The sequence below is a fragment of the Marinobacter adhaerens HP15 genome (assembly GCF_000166295.1).
In the GTDB taxonomy this organism is placed as follows: Bacteria; Pseudomonadota; Gammaproteobacteria; order Pseudomonadales; family Oleiphilaceae; genus Marinobacter; species Marinobacter adhaerens.
On sequence record NC_017506.1, the window covers coordinates 3,514,864 to 3,540,151 of the forward strand.

General features: G+C 58.5%; 20 protein-coding genes. 9 read left to right on the plus strand and 11 right to left on the minus strand.

Translation table 11 applies throughout. From position 1 onward, the window contains the following. Nucleotides 1-63 precede the first annotated feature (63 nt). From ubiA to phoR, 3 genes are all read left to right on the plus strand, one after another. Nucleotides 64-951 (plus strand): 4-hydroxybenzoate octaprenyltransferase, encoded by an 888-nt coding sequence (gene ubiA / locus HP15_RS16620; RefSeq protein ID WP_008173537.1) that lies wholly within the window; start codon nucleotides 64-66, stop codon nucleotides 949-951. Nucleotides 952-1,028: 77 nt separating this feature from the next. Continuing rightward, complete coding sequence (gene phoB / locus HP15_RS16625) at nucleotides 1,029-1,721, plus strand: phosphate regulon transcriptional regulator PhoB (RefSeq protein WP_014578536.1); 693 nt, start codon at nucleotides 1,029-1,031, stop codon at nucleotides 1,719-1,721. A 53-nt stretch (nucleotides 1,722-1,774) separates the two neighbouring features. After that, the gene (gene phoR, locus HP15_RS16630) at nucleotides 1,775-3,094 is read left to right on the plus strand and encodes a phosphate regulon sensor histidine kinase PhoR (protein WP_014578537.1); all 1,320 of its coding nucleotides are present in this window, start codon (nucleotides 1,775-1,777) and stop codon (nucleotides 3,092-3,094) included. Here phoR and HP15_RS16635 read toward each other — a convergent pair. Then, a complete protein-coding gene (locus HP15_RS16635; RefSeq protein WP_041645678.1) occupies nucleotides 3,091-3,966 on the minus strand; it encodes a response regulator in 876 nt (291 codons plus the stop codon). The two genes, phoR and HP15_RS16635, sit on opposite strands and share 4 nt — an antisense overlap. 228 nt (nucleotides 3,967-4,194) lie before the next feature. On the opposite strand from HP15_RS16635, the gene HP15_RS16640 reads away from it, so the two are divergent. The 3 genes from HP15_RS16640 to rsuA all read left to right on the plus strand — a co-directional run bounded on the left by HP15_RS16640 (nucleotide 4,195) and on the right by rsuA (nucleotide 7,234). Beyond that, on the plus strand, nucleotides 4,195-5,445 hold the full coding sequence (locus HP15_RS16640) for a lytic murein transglycosylase (protein WP_014578539.1): 1,251 nt from the start codon (nucleotides 4,195-4,197) through the stop codon (nucleotides 5,443-5,445). Nucleotides 5,446-5,507: 62 nt separating this feature from the next. Continuing rightward, nucleotides 5,508-6,536, plus strand: a complete 1,029-nt coding sequence (locus tag HP15_RS16645) for a metal-dependent hydrolase (protein ID WP_014578540.1) — start codon at nucleotides 5,508-5,510, stop codon at nucleotides 6,534-6,536. A gap of 5 nt (nucleotides 6,537-6,541) precedes the next feature. Further along, the gene (gene rsuA, locus HP15_RS16650; RefSeq protein WP_014578541.1) at nucleotides 6,542-7,234 is read left to right on the plus strand and encodes a 16S rRNA pseudouridine(516) synthase RsuA; all 693 of its coding nucleotides are present in this window, start codon (nucleotides 6,542-6,544) and stop codon (nucleotides 7,232-7,234) included. Nucleotides 7,235-7,237: 3 nt separating this feature from the next. On the opposite strand, the gene HP15_RS16655 is transcribed toward rsuA, so the two are convergent. Beyond that, entirely contained in the window at nucleotides 7,238-7,717 is a 480-nt protein-coding gene (locus tag HP15_RS16655) for an asparaginase domain-containing protein (protein WP_014578542.1), read from the minus strand. 19 nt (nucleotides 7,718-7,736) lie between these two features. After that, entirely contained in the window at nucleotides 7,737-8,687 is a 951-nt protein-coding gene (pbpG, locus tag HP15_RS16660) for a D-alanyl-D-alanine endopeptidase (protein ID WP_041645681.1), read from the minus strand. Nucleotides 8,688-8,913: 226 nt separating this feature from the next. Between pbpG and HP15_RS16665 the strand changes: the two genes are divergently transcribed. Then, complete coding sequence (locus HP15_RS16665; protein WP_014578544.1) at nucleotides 8,914-11,517, plus strand: EAL domain-containing protein; 2,604 nt, start codon at nucleotides 8,914-8,916, stop codon at nucleotides 11,515-11,517. 12 nt (nucleotides 11,518-11,529) lie between these two features. Here HP15_RS16665 and ilvD read toward each other — a convergent pair whose 3' ends face one another. Further along, nucleotides 11,530-13,218: a dihydroxy-acid dehydratase gene (ilvD, locus tag HP15_RS16670; RefSeq protein WP_014578545.1), complete on the minus strand. Its 1,689-nt coding sequence runs from the start codon at nucleotides 13,216-13,218 to the stop codon at nucleotides 11,530-11,532. Between the two features lie 212 nt (nucleotides 13,219-13,430). Here ilvD and HP15_RS16675 point away from each other — a divergent pair, with 212 nt between their 5' ends. Then, nucleotides 13,431-15,848: a phosphoketolase family protein gene (locus HP15_RS16675; RefSeq protein ID WP_014578547.1), complete on the plus strand. Its 2,418-nt coding sequence runs from the start codon at nucleotides 13,431-13,433 to the stop codon at nucleotides 15,846-15,848. Here the strand turns inward: HP15_RS16675 and HP15_RS16680 are convergent. From HP15_RS16680 to ald, 5 genes are all read right to left on the minus strand, one after another. Then, nucleotides 15,829-18,555 carry a cation-translocating P-type ATPase gene (locus HP15_RS16680; protein ID WP_014578548.1) on the minus strand — a complete coding sequence of 909 codons (2,727 nt, stop codon included), beginning with the start codon at nucleotides 18,553-18,555 and terminating at the stop codon, nucleotides 15,829-15,831. The genes HP15_RS16675 and HP15_RS16680 overlap by 20 nt on opposite strands. A 107-nt stretch (nucleotides 18,556-18,662) precedes the next feature. Further along, the gene (locus tag HP15_RS16685) at nucleotides 18,663-20,405 is read right to left on the minus strand and encodes an alkaline phosphatase D family protein (RefSeq protein WP_014578549.1); all 1,743 of its coding nucleotides are present in this window, start codon (nucleotides 20,403-20,405) and stop codon (nucleotides 18,663-18,665) included. A 216-nt stretch (nucleotides 20,406-20,621) separates the two neighbouring features. Further along, nucleotides 20,622-21,233: a Yip1 family protein gene (locus tag HP15_RS16690; RefSeq protein WP_008173563.1), complete on the minus strand. Its 612-nt coding sequence runs from the start codon at nucleotides 21,231-21,233 to the stop codon at nucleotides 20,622-20,624. Between the two features lie 194 nt (nucleotides 21,234-21,427). Continuing rightward, nucleotides 21,428-22,000 (minus strand): glutathione S-transferase N-terminal domain-containing protein, encoded by a 573-nt coding sequence (locus tag HP15_RS16695; protein ID WP_014578550.1) that lies wholly within the window; start codon nucleotides 21,998-22,000, stop codon nucleotides 21,428-21,430. Between the two features lie 22 nt (nucleotides 22,001-22,022). Next, a complete protein-coding gene (ald, locus tag HP15_RS16700; RefSeq protein WP_014578551.1) occupies nucleotides 22,023-23,141 on the minus strand; it encodes an alanine dehydrogenase in 1,119 nt (372 codons plus the stop codon). Nucleotides 23,142-23,298: 157 nt separating this feature from the next. On the opposite strand from ald, the gene HP15_RS16705 reads away from it, so the two are divergent. Beyond that, nucleotides 23,299-24,102 carry a dienelactone hydrolase family protein gene (locus HP15_RS16705; protein ID WP_014578552.1) on the plus strand — a complete coding sequence of 268 codons (804 nt, stop codon included), beginning with the start codon at nucleotides 23,299-23,301 and terminating at the stop codon, nucleotides 24,100-24,102. 50 nt (nucleotides 24,103-24,152) lie between these two features. Here HP15_RS16705 and HP15_RS16710 read toward each other — a convergent pair whose 3' ends face one another. Continuing rightward, on the minus strand, nucleotides 24,153-24,848 hold the full coding sequence (locus HP15_RS16710; RefSeq protein ID WP_014578553.1) for a lysophospholipid acyltransferase family protein: 696 nt from the start codon (nucleotides 24,846-24,848) through the stop codon (nucleotides 24,153-24,155). Nucleotides 24,849-25,018: 170 nt separating this feature from the next. Then, nucleotides 25,019-25,225 carry a cold-shock protein gene (locus HP15_RS16715; protein WP_008172950.1) on the minus strand — a complete coding sequence of 69 codons (207 nt, stop codon included), beginning with the start codon at nucleotides 25,223-25,225 and terminating at the stop codon, nucleotides 25,019-25,021. Nucleotides 25,226-25,288: the final 63 nt, after the last annotated feature.

Consider the following 25,288-nt stretch of genomic DNA (forward strand, 5'->3'; position numbering starts at 1 on the left):
TCCTGCGACTGGCTATAATCCCAGCACTCATTCAATTCGAAGAACACCAGACGGACGCGCGCCATGCTGCCTGACGCTGTGCCAGAACCTATCCAGCGCCGGTTGGCCGACTACGCCAGCCTGCTCAGAATCGACCGCCCGATCGGAACCCTGCTCTTGCTGTGGCCGACCTACTGGGCCCTGTGGCTGGCCGGAGACGGCAGCCCCGCATTGGCTAATGTCATCATTTTCACCCTGGGCGTGTTCTTCATGCGGGCGGCTGGCTGCGCCATCAACGATTTCGCTGACCGGGACTGGGACAAGCATGTCAAACGCACCAAGGACCGGCCACTGACCGCGGGCCGGGTAAAACCCTGGGAAGCGGTGGCGCTGTTCGCGGGACTGTGCCTGGTTTCCTTCCTGATGGTGGTTCTGTTCACCAACCCGCTGACCCTGTATCTGTCGTTCGGCGGTGCCCTGCTGGCGTTTATTTACCCGTTCATGAAGCGTTACACCCATTTGCCGCAGCTGTTTCTGGGCGCGGCCTTTTCCTGGGCCATTCCCATGGCCTGGGCGGCGGAGGCCGGCGAACTGAGCCAGCTCACGTGGCTACTGTTCACGGCCAACGTGCTCTGGACCGTGGCCTACGACACCCTGTATGCCATGGTGGACCGGGACGACGATCTGAAAGTGGGCATCAAGTCCACGGCAATCCTGTTCGGAGAAGCCGACAAGGCGATCATTGGCATGCTGCAGGCCATGGTTGTACTGATCCTGATCATGGTGGGCCATCGTGCCGAACTGGGCACCTTCTACTATTTGGGCGTCGTGGCCATGGCCTGCCTGTTCATTTACCACCAGTACCTGGCGCGGGAACGTGAACGGGACGGCTGCTTCAAGGCGTTTCTGAACAACAACTGGGCCGGCTTTGCCGTTTTTGCCGGTCTTGTAATTGATCTCATGGTCAGCTGAACCTGTCATATACTTGTAACACTTGAGCGTTGTAATGAGGCAGCAACAAATCAAGGTCTGACACAGGTTAAAAGCTCATGACTGGAAAAACTGTCCTGATCGTCGATGACGAGGCCCCGATCCGAGAGATGATCGCGGTGGCCCTCGAAATGGCGGATTATGACTATCTGGAGGCAGCGGACGCCCGGGAAGCCCATGCCCTGATTGTCGACAAACACCCGGATCTCGTACTCCTCGACTGGATGCTGCCCGGCACCAGCGGCGTGGAACTGGCGCGTCGCCTCAAGAAAGAAGAATCGACCGCCGACATTCCCATCATCATGCTCACCGCCAAGGTCGAGGAAGACAACAAGATCCAGGGCCTGGAAGTTGGTGCCGATGATTACATCACCAAACCGTTCAGCCCCCGGGAACTGGTCGCCCGCCTGAAAGCCGTGCTTCGGCGTGCGACGCCGCCGGGCGTAGACAGCCCGATTGAAGTGGAAGGCCTGACGCTGGATCCGGTCGGGCATCGGGTCACCACCCAGGATGGCGCCCTTACCATGGGCCCGACAGAATACCGACTGCTTCAGTTCTTCATGACGCACCAGGAACGGGTATATACTCGCTCCCAACTCCTGGACCAGGTATGGGGTGGCAATGTCTATGTTGAGGAACGGACCGTGGATGTGCATATCCGCAGGCTCCGCAAGGCGCTTGGCGACCAGTACGACCATCTGATCCAGACCGTACGCGGAACCGGTTACCGCTTCTCGACCAGAGCCGCGTAAGTAACTCCGGCCAGCTGAGCATCAGCCCCGGAACGGACACAAGGCAGTTTTTGATGCAGCACAACTGGTCACGATACCTGCGCTACATTATCGGTGGCCTGATTGGCTCCACCCTGGTTGGCCTCTATTTCGGTGAGCCCGTCTACGGCCTTACCCTCGGGCTGATCGTCTATCTCTGGTGGACGCTGCTTCAGGCCAGGCGCCTCTACCAGTGGCTGTCCAACCCCAGCGCCACCGACGAAGCCCCCCAGAGCATCGGCCTGTGGGGCGATATTTTCGACAACCTTCACAAACTGCATCAGACCCACCTGAGAACCCAGGACCGGTTGAGGGCCCAGATCAATCGGGTTCAGGAATCCACCAACGCCATGCGCGATGGCGTGATCATGACCGATTCCCGCGGCGCCATGGAATGGTGGAACGGCTCCGCCGAGTATCTGCTGGGTTTCCGGCGCAACACCGATCAGGGCCAGTACATCCATAACCTGATCCGCACGCCGGCCTTCAAGACCTATTTCGATTCACGGGATTACCGCGAACCCTTAGAGATACATTCTCCGGCCAGGCCTCATATTCACCTTCAGATCCAGATCAGCCTGTTTGGTGACGACGACCGTCTGATTGTCGCCAAGGACGTAACACGGCTGTACCAGCTCGAACAGATGCGCCGTGACTTTGTCGGCAATGTGTCCCACGAGATGCGCACGCCCCTCACGGTCATCAGCGGCTACCTCGAAACCCTGGTGGACAACGCTGCCGACCTGCCGCCTAAGTGGCGCCGGGCCATTAACACCATGGCTGCCCAGTCATCCCGGATGGAAGCCCTGATAACCGATCTGATCCTGCTCTCACGTATTGAAACCGGGGAGCAAACGGTCAACGACACCCTCACGGACGTGGACCAGTTGCTGACCCAGATCTGTCATGATGCCCGGGCGCTCAGTGGCGAAAAACAGCACGAGATTACCGTGCATATCGGCGACCACCGCCTGCTGAAAGGCGATGAAAGCCAGCTGCGCAGCGCTTTCTCGAACCTGATATTCAATGCGGTGAAGTACACCCCTGCAAATGGCCAGATTATCGTGTCCTGGTCCACCAATCGGGAAGGCGCACACCTGTCAGTCAGAGATACCGGCATCGGTATCGACCCGGTCCATATTCCCCGTTTGACAGAACGTTTCTATCGGGCCGATCCCAGCCGCCACAAGGACACCGGCGGCACCGGCCTTGGCCTGGCAATCGTCAAACACGTGTTGCTCAACCACGATGGCAATCTGGAGATTCGCAGCCGGATTGGCGAGGGCAGTGAATTTATCTGTCATTTCCCACGGGAGCGACTGGTCGAGCGGATCCCCGAGAAGGCAGAGAGCTAGCGCATACCCGCGCGGAAGCGGGCGACAAACCTCGACAGGTCCTCCAGCTTTTTCGGGTCTTCATCGACAAAACGAATGGTAACGCTGACAAAGTCCGTGTCCTGGCGCTTGTCCACCGCCTGCAACTGGTGCACGTAGCCGTTCAACCTCGCCATCTGGCCATCGGCGATCTCGATGTCCACCACCGCCTGGTCGAGAATCCCCGGGAATACCTGGTCCCGCTTCGCGATCACCCGCACCTCCGTCAGATTGATATCCTTGACCACCGATTTCAGGGTGCTCTCGGCGAAGCGTACCGAGGCCAGGCTCATGGGCGTCCGGGCCGAGGTCGGCCTTGTCGGTGCCAAAGGCTCCGGCCGGGGGGAAGAGGGCGGTGACTCGGCGGAAACCTCCGCCGCGGCTTCGGGCTTGCGGGTCAGCAGGTTGGCCGACTCTTTGAAGGCATCGGCAGGGCTGGCCATGGATTTCCCGCTCAGGTCCATGGCATCTTTCAGTTTGCGGCCCATCACCTTGATGATTTTCTTGCTCAACCCCTCGGGGCTGAACGGTTTGCCAAGGTATTCGGAAACGCCGCCTTTGACCGCTTCGATCACGTGATCCTTGTCGCCCCGGCTGGTGATCATGATAAAAGGCACGTTTTCGTACTGGGGCTGCTGGCGCATCCATTGCAACAATTCCAGCCCGGACATTTCTGGCATCTCCCAGTCGCACAGAATCAGGTCAAACGCGGTCCTCGACATCAATGACTGCGCTCGCCGGCCGTTCTGGGCGTCGGTAGTCTCGATGACCGGAAAACGCTGGCGCACGGTTCGCTTGACCAGATCACGTACAAAGCTGGCGTCATCCACCACCAGCGCTTTCAGCATTGCCATAGCTCAGACCTTCCCCTATCCACAACCCGGTTCTATGGTGCAACTATAGAACAAACACCCACGCCAGAAACCTGTCGGCAACAAAAAGACCACAATCGCCGTTTTTCGGGAACCGTCAGGTTAAAGAATTGTCACTCCACGGGAGCCAGGACAGTGTTTCTCCGGCTGGAAAACGCGCTAACATGGGCTCAGGATACTCCACGATCATCAGCCTGATAGAGGTTTTGTGTGCTGACCAAACCTGCAAGGATTCTTCGCCAGGGCGGCGTTACTCGCGGCTTATTGTTTTCCGGTTTTCTGTCATGTCTGTCACTGCCCGCCATTGCCCAGGACAGCGCTGAAGTTGAGCCGGCGGGATTTGCCGAATGCAAGGCCCGGCTTCAGGAGCAGGCCATTGCCGCCGGGGTCAGCAGCAAGACCGCCAGCGAGGTGATGTCCGGGGTCCAGCATCTGGCACGGGTGATCGAATTGGACCGGCGGCAACCGGAGTTCACCACTACCTTTGCCGATTACCTGAACCGGCGGGTTAACGATGCCCGGGTCAACACCGGCCGCGAACTGTTGCAGGAACATCAGGAGCTGCTGGCCAGAGTCACCCGGGAAACCGGCGTGCCCGCGCCTTATTTGGTGGCCTTCTGGGGCCTGGAAACCAATTTTGGCAGCTATTTCGGCAAGATGCCGGTACCCAGCTCCCTGACAACACTGGCCTGCGATCCTCGCCGCAGCACTTTCTTTACCGAGCAGTTGATCGCGGCCCTGCGCATTATTGACGAGGGCGCCATACCGGCAGACCAGATGGAAGGTTCCTGGGCCGGCGCCATGGGCCACGTTCAGTTCATGCCGACGGTTTTCCTGAAACACGCGGTGGATGCCGATGGTGATGGCCGCAGGGATCTGTGGAACAGCCTTCCGGATGCCATGATGTCTGCGGGCCGGTTTCTCGAATCCATGAACTGGGACGGCGACTACCGTTGGGGCCGCGAGGTCCTGTTACCCGAGAATTTCGACTATTCCCTTGCGGACGGGCGTCGTCTGCCACTCGAGCAGTGGCGCAAAATGGGCATCACGGATGCCTTCGGCAAGCCACTGGCCCGCGAACCGATTAATGCCGCCCTGGTGGTGCCGGCAGGACACCGCGGGCCTGCGTTTCTTGCCTATCACAATTTCCGCGTGATCATGGGCTGGAACCGCTCCGAGTTCTACGCCATTGCGGTTGGTCATCTGGCTGACCGGATTGCCGGCGCGGGTAAACTGCAAAATCCGCCGCCCGAAGACGCCCCCGTGCTGTCCCGCGCCAACATCATCAACCTCCAGAAAGCCCTGCAGCAAAGGGGGTATGAGCCAGGCAACCCCGATGGCATCATGGGCCCGGCAACGCGGTCTGCCATCCGTCAGTTCCAGGCTGCCAACAACCTGGTGGCTGATGGCTACCCCGGTGAATCGGTGCTGGCGGCGCTGGAAATACCTGCAGGACAGTGATCCACCGGGGAGTCGGTGGCCTACTACTGCAGGACACCGTTTTGATGCGAGACTGATCTGACATGGATTCACTCACCCAGGCCGCCCTGGGCGCCTCCCTGGCCGGCGCCGTAGCCGGCAAGACTCTTGGCCGCTCGGTTTTGCTGACAGGCGCAGTTCTGGGCACCCTCCCGGATCTGGATGTCGTCATCGATTACGGCACCGCAGTGGCCAATTTCACCCAACACCGTGGATTCAGCCATTCGTTGTTCGTTCTGGCCCCTCTGGCAGTGGCCCTTGCCTGGCTGCTCTGGCGCTGGAAACCACAACTGAGTTTTCAGCGGTGGCTCGCCCTGACGGGGCTGATCCTGATTACCCATCCTTTGCTGGATGCCTTCACAACCTATGGCACCCAGTTGTTCTGGCCCATCGGGCCACCCGTAGCCGTCAGCAGCATTTTTATCATCGACCCGCTATACACCCTGCCCCTGCTGGCCGGCTGCCTGTTTTTTCTCGCCCGGCCGCCCGCCAAAACAGCGATAGTTGCAGGCCTGGCAGTGTCCACCCTGTACCTGGGCTGGAGTGTTCTAGCCCAGCAAGTGATGACACAGCGAGTGCAACCCGCGCTTGCGGCCGCCGGCCTGGAAAACCCGGACCTGCTGGTTCAGCCCATGCCATTCAGCACACTGTTGTGGCGGGCAACGGCTCTGCAGGGTGATCAGCGGGTAGAAATTGTCACCGGCTTTCTGGATGGCGACACGCCGCTGAATCTTGAATACTTTCCACGCCGCCCGGAGCTGGCGAGCGAAGTCTCGGACCTGCCCGAGGCCCGGCGACTTGAATGGTTCACCCGGGGCTTCCTGGATTACGACCAGGCCGGCGACCGCATCACGGCCACCGACATCCGGCTGGGCATTCCAGGCGCGCACCCGTTTACCTTTGTTCTGGCGACCCGCAATGGCAGCGGCATCGACCCCACGGCGAGCTTTCGGACTCCACGCCCACCAGTAAGCTCCGAAGCCCTCGGGCTGCTCTGGTCCCGGATGATTGCCGAAACGCCGGTGCTCTGTCTGGCCAGTCTGAGCTCCCCGGCACCCGGACAAAGCTGCTGAATACCATGCGACTGGACCAGTTTATTGCCAACAGCACCGAGCTCTCCCGAAAAGAGGCCAAGCGGGCCATCGGCCGCGGAGAAGTAACGATCAATGAGCAAATCTGCAAGGGCGCCAACACCCGGTTGGCCGGGGATGAACGGGTGGCCTTGTCAGGCACCCCTCTGAGCCTCCCGGGCGAGCGCTATCTGATGATGAACAAGCCAGCAGGCGTGGTGAGCGCGACGACCGACAGCGACCATCCAACAGCGCTGGACCTGTTGCCAGCAGAGATCACCCGACATCTCCATATTGCCGGGCGCCTCGATGCAGATACAACCGGCCTGCTGTTACTGACCACCGATGGCCAGTGGTCTCACCGGGTCACCTCACCGCGAACCGACTGCCCCAAGACTTACCGGGTAACCCTGAACGAACCTCTGAGCGACGCTGCGGCACAGCAACTGGAACGTGGTGTGGACCTGCATAATGATCCCAGGCCGACGCGACCGGCCCGGGTGCATTTTCTGGAAGACAGGATCATTGAGCTGACGATTTCGGAGGGGCGCTATCATCAGGTCAAGCGCATGATGGCAGCCGTTGGCAACCACGTGGAAGCCCTTCATCGTGTCCGCATTGGACAGGTCGAACTGGACGATGCGCTGATGCCCGGCGAATACCGGGAACTGACCGCCGAGGAAAGAGACAGCCTGGCGTGATACTCAGGTGCGCTCGAAACGTTGCGCCTTGAGATTCTTGCGCACTGCACCGGCCTCGAACACTTCACCATTCATCGCGATATACACACCCGGCGGCAGAAGCTGCACCGCAGCCCAGGCAAACCCGACATTGAATACCGCATCGGTTCGGCGCATACGGGCCGGCTGCATCGCGCCGGTCAATACGATGGTCTTGTCCTTCAGGCCGGACAGCACCGCCGCAGTATCGGCCATGGTGTCCGTGCCGTGGGTGATAATGATTCGGCCACAATCGCATTCAGTGGCCGCCGCCAGTACCTGCTGGCGATCATCATCGGTCATCTCCAGGCTGTCCTTGCGCAGCAGTTCCCGCAGGCGATAGCCCTCGTGGATGTTGGATTCAGACAGCAGCTCCGGCAGCAGGCTGTGCCCTACCTCGAACTCGCTGTTGGCATCGAAGTAGACCTTGTCGATGGTGCCACCGGTCGTGAATATCTGGATCATAACGGGATTCCTTTCAGTGTCAGTTCACACTGACCGTACTGTTACCAGCGGTCGCGTATGACGCGTTCTTTTCCTGTTCGTAACGCCGGGCGGCAGCGGCCACCGAGCCCCTGGCTCCGGTATCAAGCCAGCGCTTTATCCGTCCGGCATCGCCCATCGGCGAGCGGGTACCGAGGGAATCAAGCAGCACGGTCACCACCTCTTTGCCGTTCATCTTCGAAATCATCACCAGGCAGCGCCCGGCCTCGGAGAGATAGCCGGTCTTGCTGAGGGCCACCCCCCAGCTATCCCGATGCACCAGGGCATTGGTATTCCCGAACGACAGGCTGTAACGGGGCTGCCGGAATTGCCCACGGAAATAACCGGTGGTGGAGTACTCCCGGATTTCCGGGTAATCAGCCGCAGCGTTTACCAGCTTTACAAGATCCGCGGCGGTTGAAAGGTTCTCCGACGACAGCCCGGTCGGATCAACAAACCGGGTACCGGTCATTCCCAGGGCCGCGGCCTTGGCGTTCATCGCCTCGATAAAGGCATCGAACCCGCCCGGGTGGTTACGGGCAAGGGTGTAGGCGGCAAAATTTTCGGAGGACATCAGTGCAATGCGCAGCACATCTTTACGCCGCATCTCCGAGTCGATGCGAATCCGACTGTAGGCGTTGGCGGCGGCGGGCGTATGCCGCTCATGAAAAGTCAGCCACTCATCCAGCGGCTCGCCGGATTCCAGCACGACCAGCGCGGTCATGACCTTGGTAACAGAGGCAATGGGTACGGACCGGTCGGCATTCTTGCCGAAAATCAGCTTGTTATCACCAGCCACGGCAACCGCGGCATTCACCGAAGCGAGCCTGGGTCCACTGTCTGTTTCTGCCTCCCGCTTTTGGGATTCACCCCCCGTTTGATGGGCCAAAAGCGATCCTGGCAGCCAGAGCAACATCAAGATCACGAAAGGGGAAAAGCCGGCGAGTCTCATTTGTACAGATCCTGTGGTTTATTCATGCATCGCGCAACCGGTCCGGAAACAGGCTTCTACAGATAGGATGGTCAGGGTTAACTATACCAGCGAATGTCTTGTTTGATCAGGTGAAAAGTTTCTTGCGCCAATTTCACCTGGCAAATGCAAGTGAGCTGAAAAACCATTAAAATTCGAGCTGATTCTTCGAGTCAGAAAACACCACTTAGCGGGACCGTCGCTTCATATGGATGACAGCACACATCAGACCGAAAAAGCCGTGCTGTCACAACTCCGAGCCCAGTCCGGGCTGACACCTTTTCGACGCTGGATGCCATTCCTGTTCCTGATGGCTGCCATGGCATACGGTCTGCTCGCAAGCCTCCTTCAAGCGCCTGAAAATCCGCTTTCCGCGCTGTCGCAGGTCGACTCTCCCGAGCCAGCGTCCCAGTCCTCCCGCATTGTGCAGATCGACTATCTGGTTGCGCCTCTGGAGCAGGTTATAGAGGACGAAAACTGGCGGCAGAAAAACTGGCAGGCGGCCCCGTCAGAGAACTCCGGCATTGGCTATTACAACGGACCTGTCACCTTCAAGGTGACGGTGGAAAACCCCGGAGCCACAAACGCCGAACAGTGGGTCCTTGTATCCGCCCCCTACATCGACCGGCTCAGACCCGCCATTCTCGATGAAAATGGCGCTTTCCAGCGGCTTCGTGACATGGGAGACCTTTACCCATTCGGTAACCGGCTGATTTCGCTACCACCGTGGATCTGGCCAGTTTCATTACCGGCGGGTACGACCACGCTGTTGTTCGAGGTTCAGAATGCCGGCCCCACACTACTGCCCATTAGCATTCTGGAACCTGACAAGGTTGTAAGCGACATTGCAGGAACCATGACCTGGAAGGCATTCATCACTGGCCTCCTCGTTTTTGCGCTGTTGCTGAACCTCAGCTTCATGATGAAATTCAGGCTCCCGGGGCTGGCCTGGTTGGGCGTTCTCACGCTATCCGTTATTCACGTGCAACTTGTCATGGAGGGCTTCGGGCTCTGGCTGATTTGGCCAGACTTCCCGGAAATAAACGCATTACTGAACATCAGCCTCTGCCTTTGCCTCATCTCACTTTGCCAAATCACGCCAAACTTTATCCAGGTCTCCAGACTCCCGAGACTGCTACTGAATGCAGCGAGTGTTCTTGGCCTTTTACATCTGCTGGCCATGCCACTGCGGCTACCGTTGCTCGGTCAGGACTCCTTCCTGATACTGGCCCTGACCGGTGGTTCAATGATTCTGGCCCTGACGCTCAAACAGGCCCGACACGAGGTGTATGCCCGCTATTTTGCGTTATCACTGCTCTTCATTCTCCTGGGTACAGTTATCTCGGCGGCGCGGACTGTCGGCTGGGTCCCGGTGAACAGCTTTACCGATTCCGCCTTCTTTATCGGTGCAGCAGCCGCATCTCTGATCCTGACCAGCGGCATTGGCCGTCAGATATTGGAAGAGCGCAAAAAAAGGCTGGCTTCTGATATTCGGGCTCGCCAGGAACAAACACTGCGATCTCACGTTGAGCAAAATTACAAGCAACTCCTCAAAACCCACAGTGTTACCGGCAAACCCAATCGGGCCATGCTGGAGGAGTCATTGGATCAACTTGATAGCCACCAACAGCCCTACACCGTCGCCATGATTCAGTTGAGCCGGTTTAACGAAATCGAGCAGGCTCTCGGCTATCGGACGGCAGAGGATCTGCTCAGAAGTTATCTGTGGGAGCTCGACGGATTCCTGAAACGGATCATGGGTGATCAGTTGATCATGATTGACGGCTATGCCCTCGCCAGCATTGATACCAGCAATCATGCCTTTGCCTTTTTCCATAGTGACGCCCCGGACACTTACCCGGAAAAACTGAAAACACTCATGAGCTGGCTGGGAGAGAACTTCCGCGAGGGCCGGTTCTCGCTATCGTGGAGTTCATCGGTGGGTATCGCCCATGCTCCGGAGCATGGGGTCGACGCGTCAGATATCCTTTCATCAGCTGGCTTTGCTGCCCTGGATACGCATCAGCCCCTGACGGTTTACGACCCGGCTATCGCGGACTGGCAGTACCAGCAGCAAATGCTGATGTTGGATATCGAAGAGGCACTGGGTAATGGCTGCATATGGCTGGAATACCAACCAACCGTGCGAATACAGGACGCACATATCGCTTCATTGGAAGCCCTGATCCGCTGGCAACACCCGGACTTCGGCACGGTTGCTCCGGATCGGTGGATCCCATTAGCCGAACAGGTCGGGATGATTCACCACGTTACGCTCTGGGTGGTGGACCGCGTCTGTGAAGATATGAGCGCGCTGAAGGCCCGTCACGGGGACCACATTGCCGTTGCGGTCAATATTTCTGCAAACGATCTCACCCACCCGGACTTTGTGGAAAAGGTGAAGGCAATTGTGCAGCACCATGGGGCACAACCTTCCGATCTTATTCTGGAGATTACCGAAACAGCGATGATGGCTGACACAGCCTTGGCAAAAGTCGTTATTCGGACCCTGAGCCAAAGCGGGTTCCGAATTGCCGTCGATGATTTTGGAACCGGGCACTCGTCGTTGGGAACCCTTGCCACATTCGAGCTGGACGAGTTAAAAATCGACCGGAGTTTTCTCAGCGACATACTCACCCAACCCGCCCGACAGCGAATATTCCGAGCGGCGCTTGACCTCGGTGAGGCTCTCGACCTGGATGTTGTGGTCGAAGGTGTGGAGGAGGAAGCTATCGCCGCCTGGCTACAGCAGTTCCCCGGCCTGTATGGCCAGGGATACTACTGGGGCAGGCCAGAACAGCTGAAGACCTGAGCTCCGATCAGATCAGGGCAAATCGGTCACAGCCCCTTTCGAGGCAGAACTTACGGTTCGCGAATACTTCGCCAGCGTGCCTCGGGTGAAACGGGGTGGTGGAGCCTGCCAGGCCTGCCGACGACGTTCCAGTTCCTGATCCGAGACATCCAGCTCAATCCGATTACTGACGGCATCAATGGTAATGGTGTCGCCATCCTCGACCAGCGCAATCGGGCCGCCCTCGGCCGCTTCCGGTGTGATATGACCAACCACGAAACCGTGGCTGCCCCCTGAGAACCGGCCATCGGTAATCAACGCGACATCGCTGCCCAGGCCCTTGCCCATGATCGCGGAGGTGGGGCTCAGCATCTCCCGCATGCCCGGTCCGCCTTTGGGGCCTTCGTAGCGGATGACCAGCACATCGCCGGCCACCACTGTGCCGTCGAGAATCCGCTCCTGGGCTTCTTCTTCCGAATGGAATACCCGGGCACGGCCGGTAAAATGCGTGCCTTCCTTGCCGGTGATCTTCGCCACCGCTCCCGTTGGTGCGAGATTGCCAAACAGGATCCGCAGATGGCTGTCAGCCTTGATCGGGTTGTCGAAGGCGTGAATGATGTCCTGCCCTTCCGGATAGGGGTCAACATCAGCCAGGTTCTCGGCCAGCGTCTGCCCGGTTACGGTCAGACAGTCGCCATGCAGCAGACCGCGATCCAGCAGCATTTTCATCAGCGGCTGGATACCGCCGATGGCCACCAGCTCCGACATCATGTAGTGGCCGCTCGGGCGCAGATCCGCCAGCACCGGCACCCGCTTGCCAATCTCGACAAAGTCTTCCAGCTCCAGATCGACACCGACGGTGCTGGCCATGGCCAGCAGGTGCAGTACCGCATTGGTGGAACCGCCCAGGGCGATGACGACCGTAATGGCGTTTTCGAAGGCTTTCCGGGTCATGATGTCGCTGGGCTTGATGTCTTTCTCCAGCAGGTTCAGCACTGCAGCCCCGGCACCCCGACAATCCTCCGCCTTGGTCTCCGACACAGCGTTCTGGGCGGAGCTGCCCGGCAGGCTCATGCCCATGGCCTCGATAGCCGACGCCATGGTATTGGCGGTATACATGCCACCACAGGACCCTGGCCCCGGAATCGCGGTTTCCTCTATCTGCTTCACCTCAATCAGATCCAGATCACCACGGGCGTGGGCACCCACGGCTTCAAACACGGAAATAATATCGGTGTGGTTCTCGCCAGGCATGATGGTGCCGCCATACACGAACACAGATGGCCGGTTCAGACGCGCCAGGCCCATCATGCAACCGGGCATGTTCTTGTCGCAGCCACCGATCGCCACCAGGCCATCGAACCCTTCACAACCGGCCACGGTCTCGATGGAATCGGCGATCACCTCCCGGGACACCAGGGAATACTTCATGCCCTCGGTACCATTGGCAATGCCGTCCGATATGGTAATGGTATTAAAAATCAGCGACTTGCCGCCTGCCTCATCGGCTCCGGCAGCCGACTCCTCGGCCAGTTGGTTGATGTGCATGTTGCACGGCGTGAGGTTACTCCATGTGGACGCAATGCCGATCTGGGGCTTTTTGAAATCCTCATCGGTAAACCCGACGGCCCGAAGCATGGCACGGCTGGCGGATTTGCCAATGCCATCAACAACGGGGGCCGAATATTTCCGGCGCTTATCCTGATTCTTGTCTTGCGTCATGGGAGTCTCCTTATCAGGTGGCTTATTCGAACAGACTCTCAGAAACCATGGCTTTCGGCAACGGGCAGGCGAGCAAGCCTGCATGCGGGCGGGTGGAACGCTTGGCTTGGGGCAGTCTGTAGAAAGATGCAGTTTCGACTGACCTGCATCAATGGCAGTTCACAGCGGTGGTTTTAAAATTCGCGGACACACTGACGCCATGGAGGCATCTCATGCCATTTCCCATTCAAACAGCAGCGGTGAATCACGCCGCTTCAGACTGCCCGGATTTCCGGCGCTGGTGCGATGGTTATGGCGTCATCCAGCACAGTGAAGCCACGCAACATCAGGTCAGCCTACTGGCAGAGCACCTGGTTGCTGCCGGCCACCAGCCCGATGCTGCCACGGTCTATCGTAAACTCGCCGACCTGGACAGACTCACCAGTGCCGGTCTCTGGCTGGTAGTCCACATGACCTACGCCCGCCGGGTTGATGTCTCCGGCCAGCCGCTGGCGCCTCAGGACTTCAAGACCAATCCGGAAGGCCACACCGGCGGGGCACTGAACATGGTGCCGGCCTATGCCGGCTATCTGGCTCTGAACAATCTGACCGGACGCACACGGAGCTGGCTGATGGGCCAGGGGCACTGCGTGGCAGCCGTGGACGCCCTGAACGTCCTCACCGGAAACCTTCATCCGGAACAGGCGGAACGTTATCGAGGGCCGGACGGGCTCTCAACTCTGGTTTCCGATTTCTACAGCTACCGCCAGAAGCCGGACGGTACCATGGCCGCGCCCCTTGGCAGCCACGTCAATCCGCACACCGCCGGTGGTATTCTCGAAGGGGGCTACCTCGGGTTTGCCGAGCTGCAATACGCCCATATGCCCCTGCCGGGTGAGTCTCTGGTGGCCTTTCTGTCTGATGGGGCCGCCGAGGAGCAGCGCGGCAGCGACTGGATCCCCCGCTGGTGGCGCGCCGAGGACTGCGGCGCAGTGATGCCGGTTATGATTGCCAATGGACGGCGCATTGAACAGCGAACCGAGCTGGGCACCCGCGAGGGTCTCGAACGTTTTGAAGCGCATCTCGAACACAGGGGCTTTGTGCCCTTCCGTTTTGATGGCCGCGATCCTGCCGCCTTTGTCTGTGCTCTCTATGAAATGGAGCAGGCACTCGCCACCAATGGCGAGGCGGCGCTACGGGGAGAGAGCGGCTATCCCGTTCGGGTACCCTATGGCATTGCGGAGACCACCAAGGGGTATGGTTTTTATGGCGCCAGCAGCAATGCAGCCCACAACCTGCCACTGCCCGGAAACCCGCGAATGGATGCCCGGGCCAGGGAGCTGTTTAACGAGCATGCCGCCAGATTGTGGGTGGCTCCGGATCAGCTTCAAAACGCTATCACTCATCTTAACCAGCACACCGGGCAATCTCGCCCACTTGAGCGTGATCATGCTCTCGCGACCCGCAATCCACCGGACCCGATAATCCCCCGGCTTCCAGCCTGTCGGGAATGCACCTCGCCGATGAAGGCTGTGGATGATTTTTTCCGGGCGCTGGTAGCCCAGAACCCGGACCTCAGGGCCAGAGTGGGCAATCCGGACGAGCTGGCAAGCAATCGTCTTGGCGGAGTACTGGATGATCTGAAGCACCGGGTGAACGATCCCGAGAACGATCAGGAGTCGGTGCACGGCAAGATCATCACGGCACTGAACGAAGAATCTGTGGTATCGGCTTGTCTGGCCAATAAGGCGGGGCTGAATCTGGTCGCCAGCTATGAGGCCTTCTGCGTAAAAATGCTTGGCGCCATCCGCCAGGAGCTGATTTTTGCCCGGCACCAGAAAGAAATCGGGCGGCCTGCCCGCTGGCTCGGCTTGCCGGTTATTGCCACCTCACACACCTGGGAAAATGGCAAGAACGAGCAGTCCCATCAGGACACCACCTTCTGCGAAAGCATGCTCGCGGAGATGAACGACGTCTCCCGGGTGGTGTTTCCGGCCGACTACAACAGCACCCTGGCAACATTGCCATCGGTATTCCGTGAAAGGGGCACGATCAGTTGCATGGTGATCCCGAAACGGGAACGCCCCTGCGTCTTCGACACCCGGGAAGCGGAACTGCTGGCGAGGCACGGGGCCCTGGTGGTGGATGAAGATACCTCGTCCGGTGAACCATTGCTGCTCATCGCCAATGGCGCCTACCAGTTATCCGAGTCAATCAGAGCCTGCGAACGCCTGAGGGAGACCGGCACCCCCTTTCGCCTGGTCTATATCCAGGAACCCGGCAGATTCCGCCAACCGAGGGACACCATGGAAGCCCAGGTATGCCTGTCCGAATTCGAGCGGGAGCGCCTGTTCCCCCACCGCATTCGCCGGCGGGTTGCTCTCACGCACATGCGCCCGGAGGTCTTCCGGGGCCATCTCCATCCGCTGTTCCCGGAGCCGTCACAGGCCCGGGTTCTTGGCTACATCAACCGCGGCGGGACATTGAATGAGGCCGGCATGCTGTTTGCCAACGGCTGTTCCTGGGGCCATGCCCTGGCTGCCTGTGCCAGCGTGATGGACAAGCCCCCGGGCGAATGGCTCTCCAGTGCGGAGCTGGCAGCGGTTGAAGGCCGGGGCGACCCGGCGGTGATTACCCGGGGCCTGCCCTGAGCAAACGCCTTCTGACAACCGTTTCGATTTCGAGGATCACCAGAACCACCACACCCGAAGCCGCTGCAAACGCGAGCATTTCAACGCTCAGCGCCTGCGTGCCAAAGGTCTCGTTGAACCAGGGCGTATAGGTAAACAGCAGTTGCAATGCAATAACCGCGGCGACTGCCAACAGGACGATCGGCGTACCCAACACCCCGCGCAGGGTAATTGACGCTGAATCCAGGTATCGCACCGCAAACAGGTAAAACATTTCCATTGCCACAAGCGTGTTAACCGCAAGGGTCCGGGCAGTGCTCTCATCACCATGATGATGCATGGCCCAGTACCACGCAGCAAAAATGCCACCAAGGAACAGAAGTGAAACGAAGACCACGCGCCAGACCACGAATCCCCGAAGCAGGGACTCATTCCGCCCCCTTGGCGGATGCTTCATAACATCGGGTTCCGTGGGTTCAAACGCCAGTGTCATGGCCAGAACCACAGAGCTGACCATATTGACCCAGAGAATCTGCAGTGCCGAAATGGGCAGGGTCAGCCCAAGCAACAGGGCGGTAACGAGACTGATAGACTCCCCACCGTTAATGGGCAGCATAAAGGCAATGCCTTTTTTGAGATTGGTATAAACAGTTCGCCCCTCGCGCACGGCTGCCGCAATACTGGCGAAATTGTCGTCCAGCAACACCACCGAAGACGCTTCCCTCGCAGCCTCCGAGCCCTTCACCCCCATGGCAATACCCACATCCGCCCGCTTGAGGGCCGGTGCGTCATTGACCCCGTCGCCGGTCATGGCGACAACTCCATGCAGGGCCTGCAGCGCAGTGACCAGCCTCAATTTGTGTTCGGGACTGGTCCGGGCAAAGACATCCACTTCACCAACAAGATCCCGAAGTTGATCATCATCCAGCTGGTCCAATTCCTTACCAGTCAGAACCCGCCAGGTATTTTTCAGGCCCAGCTTGCGGGCAATAGCGCCTGCCGTGATCCCGTGATCACCGGTAATCATCTTCACCCGGATTCCGGCATCGTGGCACTCGGCAATGGCCCGAATGGCTTCCTGCCTTGGCGGATCCAGCAAACCAACCAGTCCAAGCAGTTCTGCACCCTGTTCAAGATCTTCAATGGCCAGTTCGCCAATGCCACGTTCTGCGGGCGTCCGGGCAAGGGCCAGCACTCTGAGACCATCGGATGCCATTTCGGTGATAACCCGCTCCCAGAAATCCCGGCGCAGTTCGCTGGTTTCCCCGGATTCGGCAACCTCGCTGTTACACATATCCAGGATCCGCTCCGGCGCGCCTTTCAGGTAGATCACGCTGTGGCCGTGGTGGTCATGATTCAGCGTGGCCATGAAGCGATTCTCGGTATCGAAAGGAATCTCATCTTTCCGGGGCCAGTCGGCGGCGCTGCCATCAACATCAAACCCGGCTTTGCGGGCAAACACGGAGAGCGCGGCCTCCATTGGATCGCCGGCGATTCGGATTCTGCCTGAGTCATGGTGAACATGGGCGTCGTTACAAAGGGCGGCGGCCCGGGCAAGTTCGTCCAGCAGAGTGGAGTCCGACGGGTGACCATTTTCGGCGTTTACCGCACCATCAAGATCGTAGCCTTCGCCAGTCACCTCGAGCTGAACCCCGGATAACACCGCCCGAGTGACCATCATTTCGTTCCGGGTGAGCGTTCCGGTTTTATCCGAACAGATTACCGACACCGCGCCCAGGGTTTCGATAACCGGCATTCGGCGAACCACGGCCTGCCGGCGTGCCATCTGGCGCACACCGATGGCCAGGGTAATGGTGAGAATTGCTGGTAAGCCCTCGGGTATCGCGGCAACGGTGAGGCCAACCACTGCCATAAACAGTTCCCGGAATGGCAGACCGCTGAATGCAGCTCCGCCAACAAAAATCGCAATGCCGGCGGCAATCACGATGATGGAAAGGATTCGGGCGAACCTGTCCATTTGCTCCAATAAGGGGGTTTTCAGAGTTGTGGTCTGAGCGAGGAGTCCGGAAATGCGACCGATCTCAGTGCGCGCGCCGGTTCGAACCACAACGCCACGGCCGGTCCCGGTCGCAACCATGGTGCCGGAGAAGGCCATCCCGGACTGATCCCCCAACGGAGCATCTGGAGCCACCGACCCTGTTGATTTATCAACAGCCTCGGACTCACCAGTGAGAATGGCCTCATCGATTTTCAGGTTGTGGGACTTTTCCAGACGCAGATCGGCGGGCACCCGGTCTCCGGGCTCCAACAGTACCGTATCGCCCGGAACCAGATTGGCAGCATCTATCTGATGCTGGCCATCAGACCGCACGACCCGTGCTTTGGGCGCAAGCATGTGGCGAATGGCCGACAGGGCCTGCTCGGCCTTGCCCTCCTGAACGAAGCCCACCAGCGTCTGGATAACAACAACGGCGAGAATGACGCCGGCATCCACCCAGTGGCCCAGGCTCGCCGTGATTACGGCGGCCCCTGCCAGTACGTAAATCAGGAAATTCTTGAGTTGCCGTCCCAGTCTCGCCCAAGGCCCCTTTGCACGAGCCTCCGGCAAAGCATTTGGGCCATGGCGGGCCAGGCGCTGGCGAATCTCATCCTCAGACAGGGGCTCCTTAGCTTTGAGCTCCTGCCTTGCTTCCGCGGGCTGAAGCACATGCCACTCCGGCTCCCGCTGCTCGCACTCGCCGTTTTTCAAGACCACCGATTCCGACATCCCCTGAGAGCTCCCTGCCATTGCAACACCCCATTAAACCCCGGAAAGCACCCGGGGTGGTTTGCGCTGCATCAAAGACAGAATAGTCAGGGGACCGGTCGGACTTCTTATCCTATGCTTGTGTCCTGCACCGTACGATTTCCGGGACCGGGCAATACCCGCCGGGAAGCGGTGCGGCTCGCGTCGATCTGATAATCCTTTGACTTGATGGTGTCCACGAAATACCAGTCGGCCCGGGCTTCTTCGGGCGTAAAGGTCACCAGCATGTAGCCACGCTGATTCACGTTCAGGTAATCCAGGTCATCCACCAGCAGACCAATGGCCTGTTCCGCGCCCTGAATCATGTCATCAGGAATGCCCAGATACTCCTCCAGGCCGGGTGATGTAACCGACGCTGTAGCGAACTCCACGCCAATCTGGTCGCCCTGGATGTCTTTCAGGTTATTGGCCCAGGCGTTATGGGTATCCCCCGCCAGTACCACCAGGTTCTTGTTCAGCGCCTTGGCCGTTCCCAGAACCACTTCCCGTTCATATTGGTAGCCATCCCAGGCGTCGAGATTGTAGGGGGCAACTGTATTGATGCGAGCCAATTCCTCTGGTGTCAGGGACGGATCCCCCTGGAGCTCCCGGCCTTTGAGCTGGGCCAGTTCCGCCAGTTTTTCCGGCAGACCGTCAAACTGCTCAGTAGCAATGGCCACCAGCAGCTCCGCAGGCAGATTCATTCGGCCCATGAGGACTTGTTGCCCCAACACCTGCCACGTTGCGGTGGAGTAGTTCAGGGAAGACTGCAGCCAGAGCAGTTGCTCCGCACCCAGCAGGGTACGATTCGGACTGCCGACATCCGCAGTGAAGCGGGCGGCATCCAATCCTTCTCCCGTAAAGTAGTCCATATAGTCCAGTTGCTGGTCGCGACCGATAATTCGGGTGTCGAGCATGTGCAGGTCCACCAGGTCGCCGAACCGGAAGGTCCGGAAGATGGCCTCGTCGCTGCCCTCGATAACAGGGCGGATCGGCATCCATTCGAAATAGGCCTTCAGGGCATTGAGCTTACGCTGGGTGAAATCGCCCTCGCCCTCGTTATGGTTTTCAGCTCCCTCTTCCCAGGCGTCGTTCGCCACCTCGTGGTCGTCCCACACCACAATGAACGGCACTCTCGCATGCAGGGACTGAAGATCCGGGTCCGCACGATACGCAGCGTAACGTCTGCGATAGTCCACCAGTTCAATCAGCTCAAGATTGTTGTCCTCAGAAAAGGTCCTCCCCAGCGCCTGGGCATCCTGTGCCGCATAACTGCCGCTGTCGGAGCTGTATTCGTAGATGTAGTCGCCCAGATGGACCACGGCATCCAGGTCATTCTGTTTACTGATTTCCCCGTAGACGTTGAAATAACCGGCCGGATAATTCGCGCAGGAGACCACGGCCAGGCGCACTGAGTCGATACTGCCTTCCGGTAAGGTCCGGGTTACGCCCACCGGTGACTGCCGATCGGTCGTCTGAAAGCGGTAATAGTAGCTCTGCCCCGGTGCCAGGCCGCGAACGTCCACCTTGACGGTGAAGTCATGGGCCTCAGTGGCCTCTGCCGTGCCGGAGTGCACAAGGTTCTCGAAACCCTCATCCGTCGATACCTCCCAGGCGACACCGACAGGTGCCGAACCGGTCGCCGGTGCAGCCCTGGTCCAGAGCATGACACCATCGGCAAGCGGGTCGCCGCTGGCCACTCCATGGGTAAAGCTGATTGTTCGCTTGTCGGAGCTGTCCAGTACACAGCCTGCGAGGCCGGTCGAAATCACCACGGCGCCCATACCCATGGCTGATGCCTTCAGAAAATCCCGTCGTGTCAGTCGTTTCATTGTTATATCTTCCCCTGCGTTCGTCCCTTGTAGTCTCGGCGTTCTGCACCTTTCGCCGTTTCTACTCCAAATGAAGAAGCTAATCGGGCTTGGTTAAGAACGCATTGCCAATTTGCGACAGGGGGATGGCAAATCACGACAAGTCTTTTGCAAGAAACAGAAACCATAAAAAAGGGGAGCCAGTGGCTCCCCTTTTACGGTTCGTTTAAACCCGGTCTATCCGCTGATAAATACCGGACCGACTCCGAAGTTCCAGAGAATGACGGAACCCACTCGAGTGGATACCAGGATGACCAGGGCGACGGTCAGCAACGCTCCGGCGTACATGACCGCCCGCTCCTTTTCGATGCCCATGACAATCGGCAGTCCGTCATACATGAGATAGGCGCCATAGCAGGCGGCGGCCAGGAAGACGATGGCGTTGAACCAGGGCACTGGATACAACAGGGCAAATCCTGCCAGGAACAGAGGAGTGCAGGAGTAGGCTGCCAGGGCAATACCGTTCGAGGGTACGTGTTCTTCCTTGGCGCCGTAGGTTCTTGCCATCCAGTTGATGGCATAACCCAGCGCAAAAACGCCGACCAGCATTGCCAGATAGGTCAACACGCTGAGCTGCATTGCACTGATCTCGGTTAACTTGATCAGCCGCTCATTGCCAACCGTCCAGCCGAAATAGGCAGTCGATATGTAGGCACAAATGGGAGCTATCGCCGCCAGAATCAGAACATAGGCAACATAGACCCGGCGCGGAGTTTCATGTTCTTTTCGTATGGAAGCCCACTCTTCATCAGGATGGGTAAAGAGACCGAACGCATGTGACAGGAGCATGGATGACCCCCTCTCTCTTCTATTGTTGGTATTTATACGTACGGAACGCGGTAACCGGCAGATCAGACGCTGTTCCTTAATCTTAACTATAGTCAAGAACAGCGATTGCGAAAGCAAAATGACGCAGGATGATCGGGCAAGTTTTTTTCAGCCTTGGCTGGAGGCGGCGGCCGGCGATTGCCGGCCGCGCGGAGTCAGGAATTGCGCGGATCGGTCTCGGCAACCCAGGGGTAAACCCGGTGGCTGTCGCGGAAGGATAACAGGCTCTCCACACCGGAAAAGTCCACAAGGTCCCTGAAATCCAGCCAGTCTACCAGGCAATAAAGACAGATGGCCGGGTAATTCCATTCCTCGAACTGGCCCTCTTCCGCCATTGCCGACAGCGTGCGCAAGGTTGTCATGATGCGTTCACGTTGAAGGTTGTAGAACATCAGGTCGGCGCCGGTATCGATTCCGGACTTCTCCGAGAGCAGCAAGGTGACCGCGGAGTCATTGGCGCCATCAATCATGGTCAGCTGGTTTTCCTGATCCCAGGTCAGCGGATCGCGGCCCTGTTTGGCACTGATGTAACGGGCGATAATCCGGGAATCATAGATTTCCTTGCCACCGTCTTCGAGTACCGGAATTTTCAGGGTCGGATTGTTTCGCCGCAGCTCGTCCCGGCCTTCACCATAGATATTGAGATTGAGGAATTCATAGGGCTCTTCGTCCAGCAGGATACGAATGCGCCGAACGTAAGGTGAAGTAGTGGATCCGATCAGTTTCATGGTTTCTCCGAGGATTTCACACTCAGGATCCCAACAGGGATTCAGGGTTGGTGTATGGGTGCCCGGTCGCTTCTGCCACTTCCCTGTAGGTCACCTTGCCCGCGGCCACGTTCAGCCCGGCCCTGAGGTGTTGATCTTCCTTCATCGCCCGATCCGGACCCTTATTGGCCAGGGCCGCCACAAAAGGCAAGGTGACGTTATTCAACGCCAGAGTCGACGTGCGCGCAACGGCACCCGGCATATTCGCCACGCAGTAATGTACCACACCATCAACAATATACGTGGGATCGTCGTGCGTCGTGGCCCGGGAGGTTTCGGCACAGCCACCCTGATCAATGGCAACGTCCACGATAACGCTTCCCTCCGGCATCCGGCGGATCATATCGCGGGTGATCAGCTTTGGCGCAGAGGCCCCTGGAATGAGCACACTGCCGATGACAAGATCGGATTCCGTCACCGCCTGATCCAGAGTCTGGGCCGTTGAAAACAGGGTTGTGATGCGGTTGCCGTAGAGATGGTCCAGGTTTCTGAGTACGTCCATGTTGCGGTCCAGAACCGTGACCTGGGCACTCAACCCGACCGCCATGGCAATCGCATTCTGGCCGACAACTCCGCCACCAACGACCGCTACCCGCGCCGGACTGACACCGGGTACGCCGCCCAATAGCACGCCGCGACCGCCCATGGCTTTCTCCAGGCAATGGGCACCGGCCTGGATCGACATGCGCCCGGCGACTTCCGACATAGGCGCCAGCAGGGGCAAATGTCCTCCATGGTCGGTCACTGTCTCATAGGCAATGCAGGTAGCGCCGGACTTCACCAGGTCGTCCGTCTGCGCTTTGTCCGGGGCCAGATGCAGATAGGTGAAAAGCGTGTGTTCCGGCTTCAGCATGGCCCGCTCTTCGGCCTGGGGCTCCTTGACCTTGACGATCAACTCTGCGGTATCGAAAACCTCCCCGGCCGTCTCAAGAATTCGCGCTCCGGCCTGCCGATAATCCTCGTCAGAAAAACCGATGGCGAGGCCAGCTCCGGTTTCCACAAACACCTCATGATTGTGGCCGCACAGCTCATGAACGGCAGCGGGTGTCATGCCTACACGGTATTCACGGTTCTTGATTTCCCTGGGTACACCGATCCTCATACACAACCTCCAGATCATTCGGGATTTGCGGGTGTCTGACTGTAGTGTAGTCAAAAGGTCCTATACTGGATTGGCAACTGATTGCATCGGTTTACCGGTTCCGGGCGTAGATTTCCGGACAAAAAGACAATCCGACCCAAAAGGAGTAGGACAGATCATGACACCCCTAAAAGCAACAGCGGCAGCCGCAACCTTCTCAATAGCGCTGGCAAGCACGCAGGTACTGGCAGAAATGCAAACCAAGACTGTTGAATACAAGGTCGGTGAAACCACCTTCACCGGTTACATGGCCTGGGATAATGAGTTCGAAGAGAAGCGCCCGGGTGTTCTGGTGGTGCATGAGTGGTGGGGCCACAATGACTTCGCCCGGGATCAGGCAGAGCGGCTTGCCGCCGCCGGCTATACCGCCTTTGCCCTGGATATGTATGGCTCCGGCAAGCAGGCGGACCACCCTGATACCGCCCAGAAGTTCATGCAGGAAGCGACCAAGGACATGGATCAGGTGAAGGCGCGCTTCATGAAGGCGACGGAGATCCTGCAAAACCATGAAAGCGTTGATGCGTCCCGCATCGCTGCACAAGGCTACTGTTTCGGCGGCGCGGTGGTCCTGAATATGGCACGTATGGGCGTGGATCTGGACGGCGTCGTCAGCTACCACGGTGCGCTTGGCAGCCCCATAACCGCCGAAGCCGGAACAGTGAAGGCCAGGGTTCAGGTGTACACCGGTGGTGCCGACAAGATGGTTCCCTCGGACCAGGTCGCCGGCCTGGTGAAGGAGATGCAGGATGCAGAAGTCGATCTCACCCTGGTGAGCTTTCCCGGCGTGCTGCACTCATTCACCAATCCTGGCGCTGACAAGGTCGCCGAGGAGTTCGGCATGCCGCTAGGTTATGACGAAGAGGCCGCCACCCGTTCCTGGGAGGGAACCATGCGTTTCTACGAGGCTATTTTCGCCCGGTAACACCTTGCGCTGAACACCGGAACCCGGCCGGACGGCCGGGTTCTTCTGCTTCAGAGGGACGACGCAATACTGTTGCGAACGTCTGTCATCAGATCATCCAGCGGCAAAGCCCCGGACGCCATCGGGGGATGAATGACGATTTCAATGTCACCTCTGCTGAAGGCAGCACTTCCCTTGGGCAATCGCTGGTGGGACCCACAGATGGTGACGGGAAGAATCGGAAGCTCGCCATCCTGTGCAATGACGAAACCACCCTTCTTGAAGGGTAGTAATTTGCCATCCCACGAACGGGTTCCTTCCGGGAAAATCAGAATGCCGGTGCCGTCCGGGAGCTGGCCGACACCCCGCTTGATGCTCTCCAGTGCATCACTGCCTTTCGAACGATCGATAAACAAATTCCGCGAGGCTTCCAGTGCCAATCCGAACAGGGGCACCTTGCGCAACTCTTTCTTGATCACCCACCGATATTGCAGACCAAGGGCGAGCACCAGCGCCGGGGGATCAAGATAGGAGGCATGGTTGCTCAGAATGACATATCGCTGACCGGGCTCGATGTTTTCCCTGCCACGAACCTTGAGGCGGATACCGCAGACTTTCAGGATAATCCATGCATAGATCTGGGTGCCGTGGAACGCCGCATCCCCTCGCTTCCCCAAAAGGGCTGCAATAACAATCGGGAAGAACAGAATCAGGGTGAGCAGTATGGCCCAGAACAGGATCCAGGCGGCCTTGAGCAGTCGGAGCATGTAATGATTCCTGGAGATCTCGACTTCCGGTTAAACGAGCAGCAGGTCGGTAAAGATTACACAATGATGGGAAAATGACAAAAGCGTGCCACCTTGCCAGGCGTTTTTCAGCCATTAAAAAAGGCAGCCGAAGCTGCCTTTTTGGCGGTTATTGCCGAATCCATCAGGGATTACAGGGCAACAACGTTCTCCGCCTGAGGACCTTTCTGGCCCTGGGTAACGGTGAACTCAACCTGCTGGCCTTCTGCCAGAGTTTTGAAACCGCTGCCCTGAATAGCGCTGTAGTGAACAAAAACGTCCGGGCCGCCTTCACGAGTGATAAAGCCAAAGCCTTTTGCTTCGTTGAAGAACTTAACAGTACCGGTAGTAGTAGACATACTTAAACTTCCTGAAATCAATCATATTATCTGCCGCCTCGCACCTTCATGGTGTCAGGTCAG

What these genes read in the sequence shown, in the direction of transcription:
- HP15_RS16685 (WP_014578549.1), bottom strand. Translation starts at nt 20,405, where the DNA reads ATGAAACGACTGACACGACGGGATTTTCTGAAGGCATCAGCCATGGGT.
- HP15_RS16680 (WP_014578548.1), bottom strand. Translation starts at nt 18,555, where the DNA reads ATGTCGGAATCGGTGGTCTTGAAAAACGGCGAGTGCGAGCAGCGGGAG.
- HP15_RS16715 (WP_008172950.1), bottom strand. Translation starts at nt 25,225, where the DNA reads ATGTCTACTACTACCGGTACTGTTAAGTTCTTCAACGAAGCAAAAGGC.
- pbpG (WP_041645681.1), bottom strand. Translation starts at nt 8,687, where the DNA reads ATGAGACTCGCCGGCTTTTCCCCTTTCGTGATCTTGATGTTGCTCTGG.
- phoR (WP_014578537.1), top strand. Translation starts at nt 1,775, where the DNA reads ATGCAGCACAACTGGTCACGATACCTGCGCTACATTATCGGTGGCCTG.
- HP15_RS16710 (WP_014578553.1), bottom strand. Translation starts at nt 24,848, where the DNA reads ATGCTCCGACTGCTCAAGGCCGCCTGGATCCTGTTCTGGGCCATACTG.
- ald (WP_014578551.1), bottom strand. Translation starts at nt 23,141, where the DNA reads ATGAGGATCGGTGTACCCAGGGAAATCAAGAACCGTGAATACCGTGTA.
- HP15_RS16645 (WP_014578540.1), top strand. Translation starts at nt 5,508, where the DNA reads ATGGATTCACTCACCCAGGCCGCCCTGGGCGCCTCCCTGGCCGGCGCC.
- HP15_RS16695 (WP_014578550.1), bottom strand. Translation starts at nt 22,000, where the DNA reads ATGAAACTGATCGGATCCACTACTTCACCTTACGTTCGGCGCATTCGT.
- HP15_RS16675 (WP_014578547.1), top strand. Translation starts at nt 13,431, where the DNA reads ATGCCATTTCCCATTCAAACAGCAGCGGTGAATCACGCCGCTTCAGAC.
- phoB (WP_014578536.1), top strand. Translation starts at nt 1,029, where the DNA reads ATGACTGGAAAAACTGTCCTGATCGTCGATGACGAGGCCCCGATCCGA.
- ubiA (WP_008173537.1), top strand. Translation starts at nt 64, where the DNA reads ATGCTGCCTGACGCTGTGCCAGAACCTATCCAGCGCCGGTTGGCCGAC.
- HP15_RS16705 (WP_014578552.1), top strand. Translation starts at nt 23,299, where the DNA reads ATGACACCCCTAAAAGCAACAGCGGCAGCCGCAACCTTCTCAATAGCG.
- HP15_RS16655 (WP_014578542.1), bottom strand. Translation starts at nt 7,717, where the DNA reads ATGATCCAGATATTCACGACCGGTGGCACCATCGACAAGGTCTACTTC.
- rsuA (WP_014578541.1), top strand. Translation starts at nt 6,542, where the DNA reads ATGCGACTGGACCAGTTTATTGCCAACAGCACCGAGCTCTCCCGAAAA.
- HP15_RS16635 (WP_041645678.1), bottom strand. Translation starts at nt 3,966, where the DNA reads ATGGCAATGCTGAAAGCGCTGGTGGTGGATGACGCCAGCTTTGTACGT.
- HP15_RS16665 (WP_014578544.1), top strand. Translation starts at nt 8,914, where the DNA reads ATGGATGACAGCACACATCAGACCGAAAAAGCCGTGCTGTCACAACTC.
- HP15_RS16690 (WP_008173563.1), bottom strand. Translation starts at nt 21,233, where the DNA reads ATGCTCCTGTCACATGCGTTCGGTCTCTTTACCCATCCTGATGAAGAG.
- ilvD (WP_014578545.1), bottom strand. Translation starts at nt 13,218, where the DNA reads ATGACGCAAGACAAGAATCAGGATAAGCGCCGGAAATATTCGGCCCCC.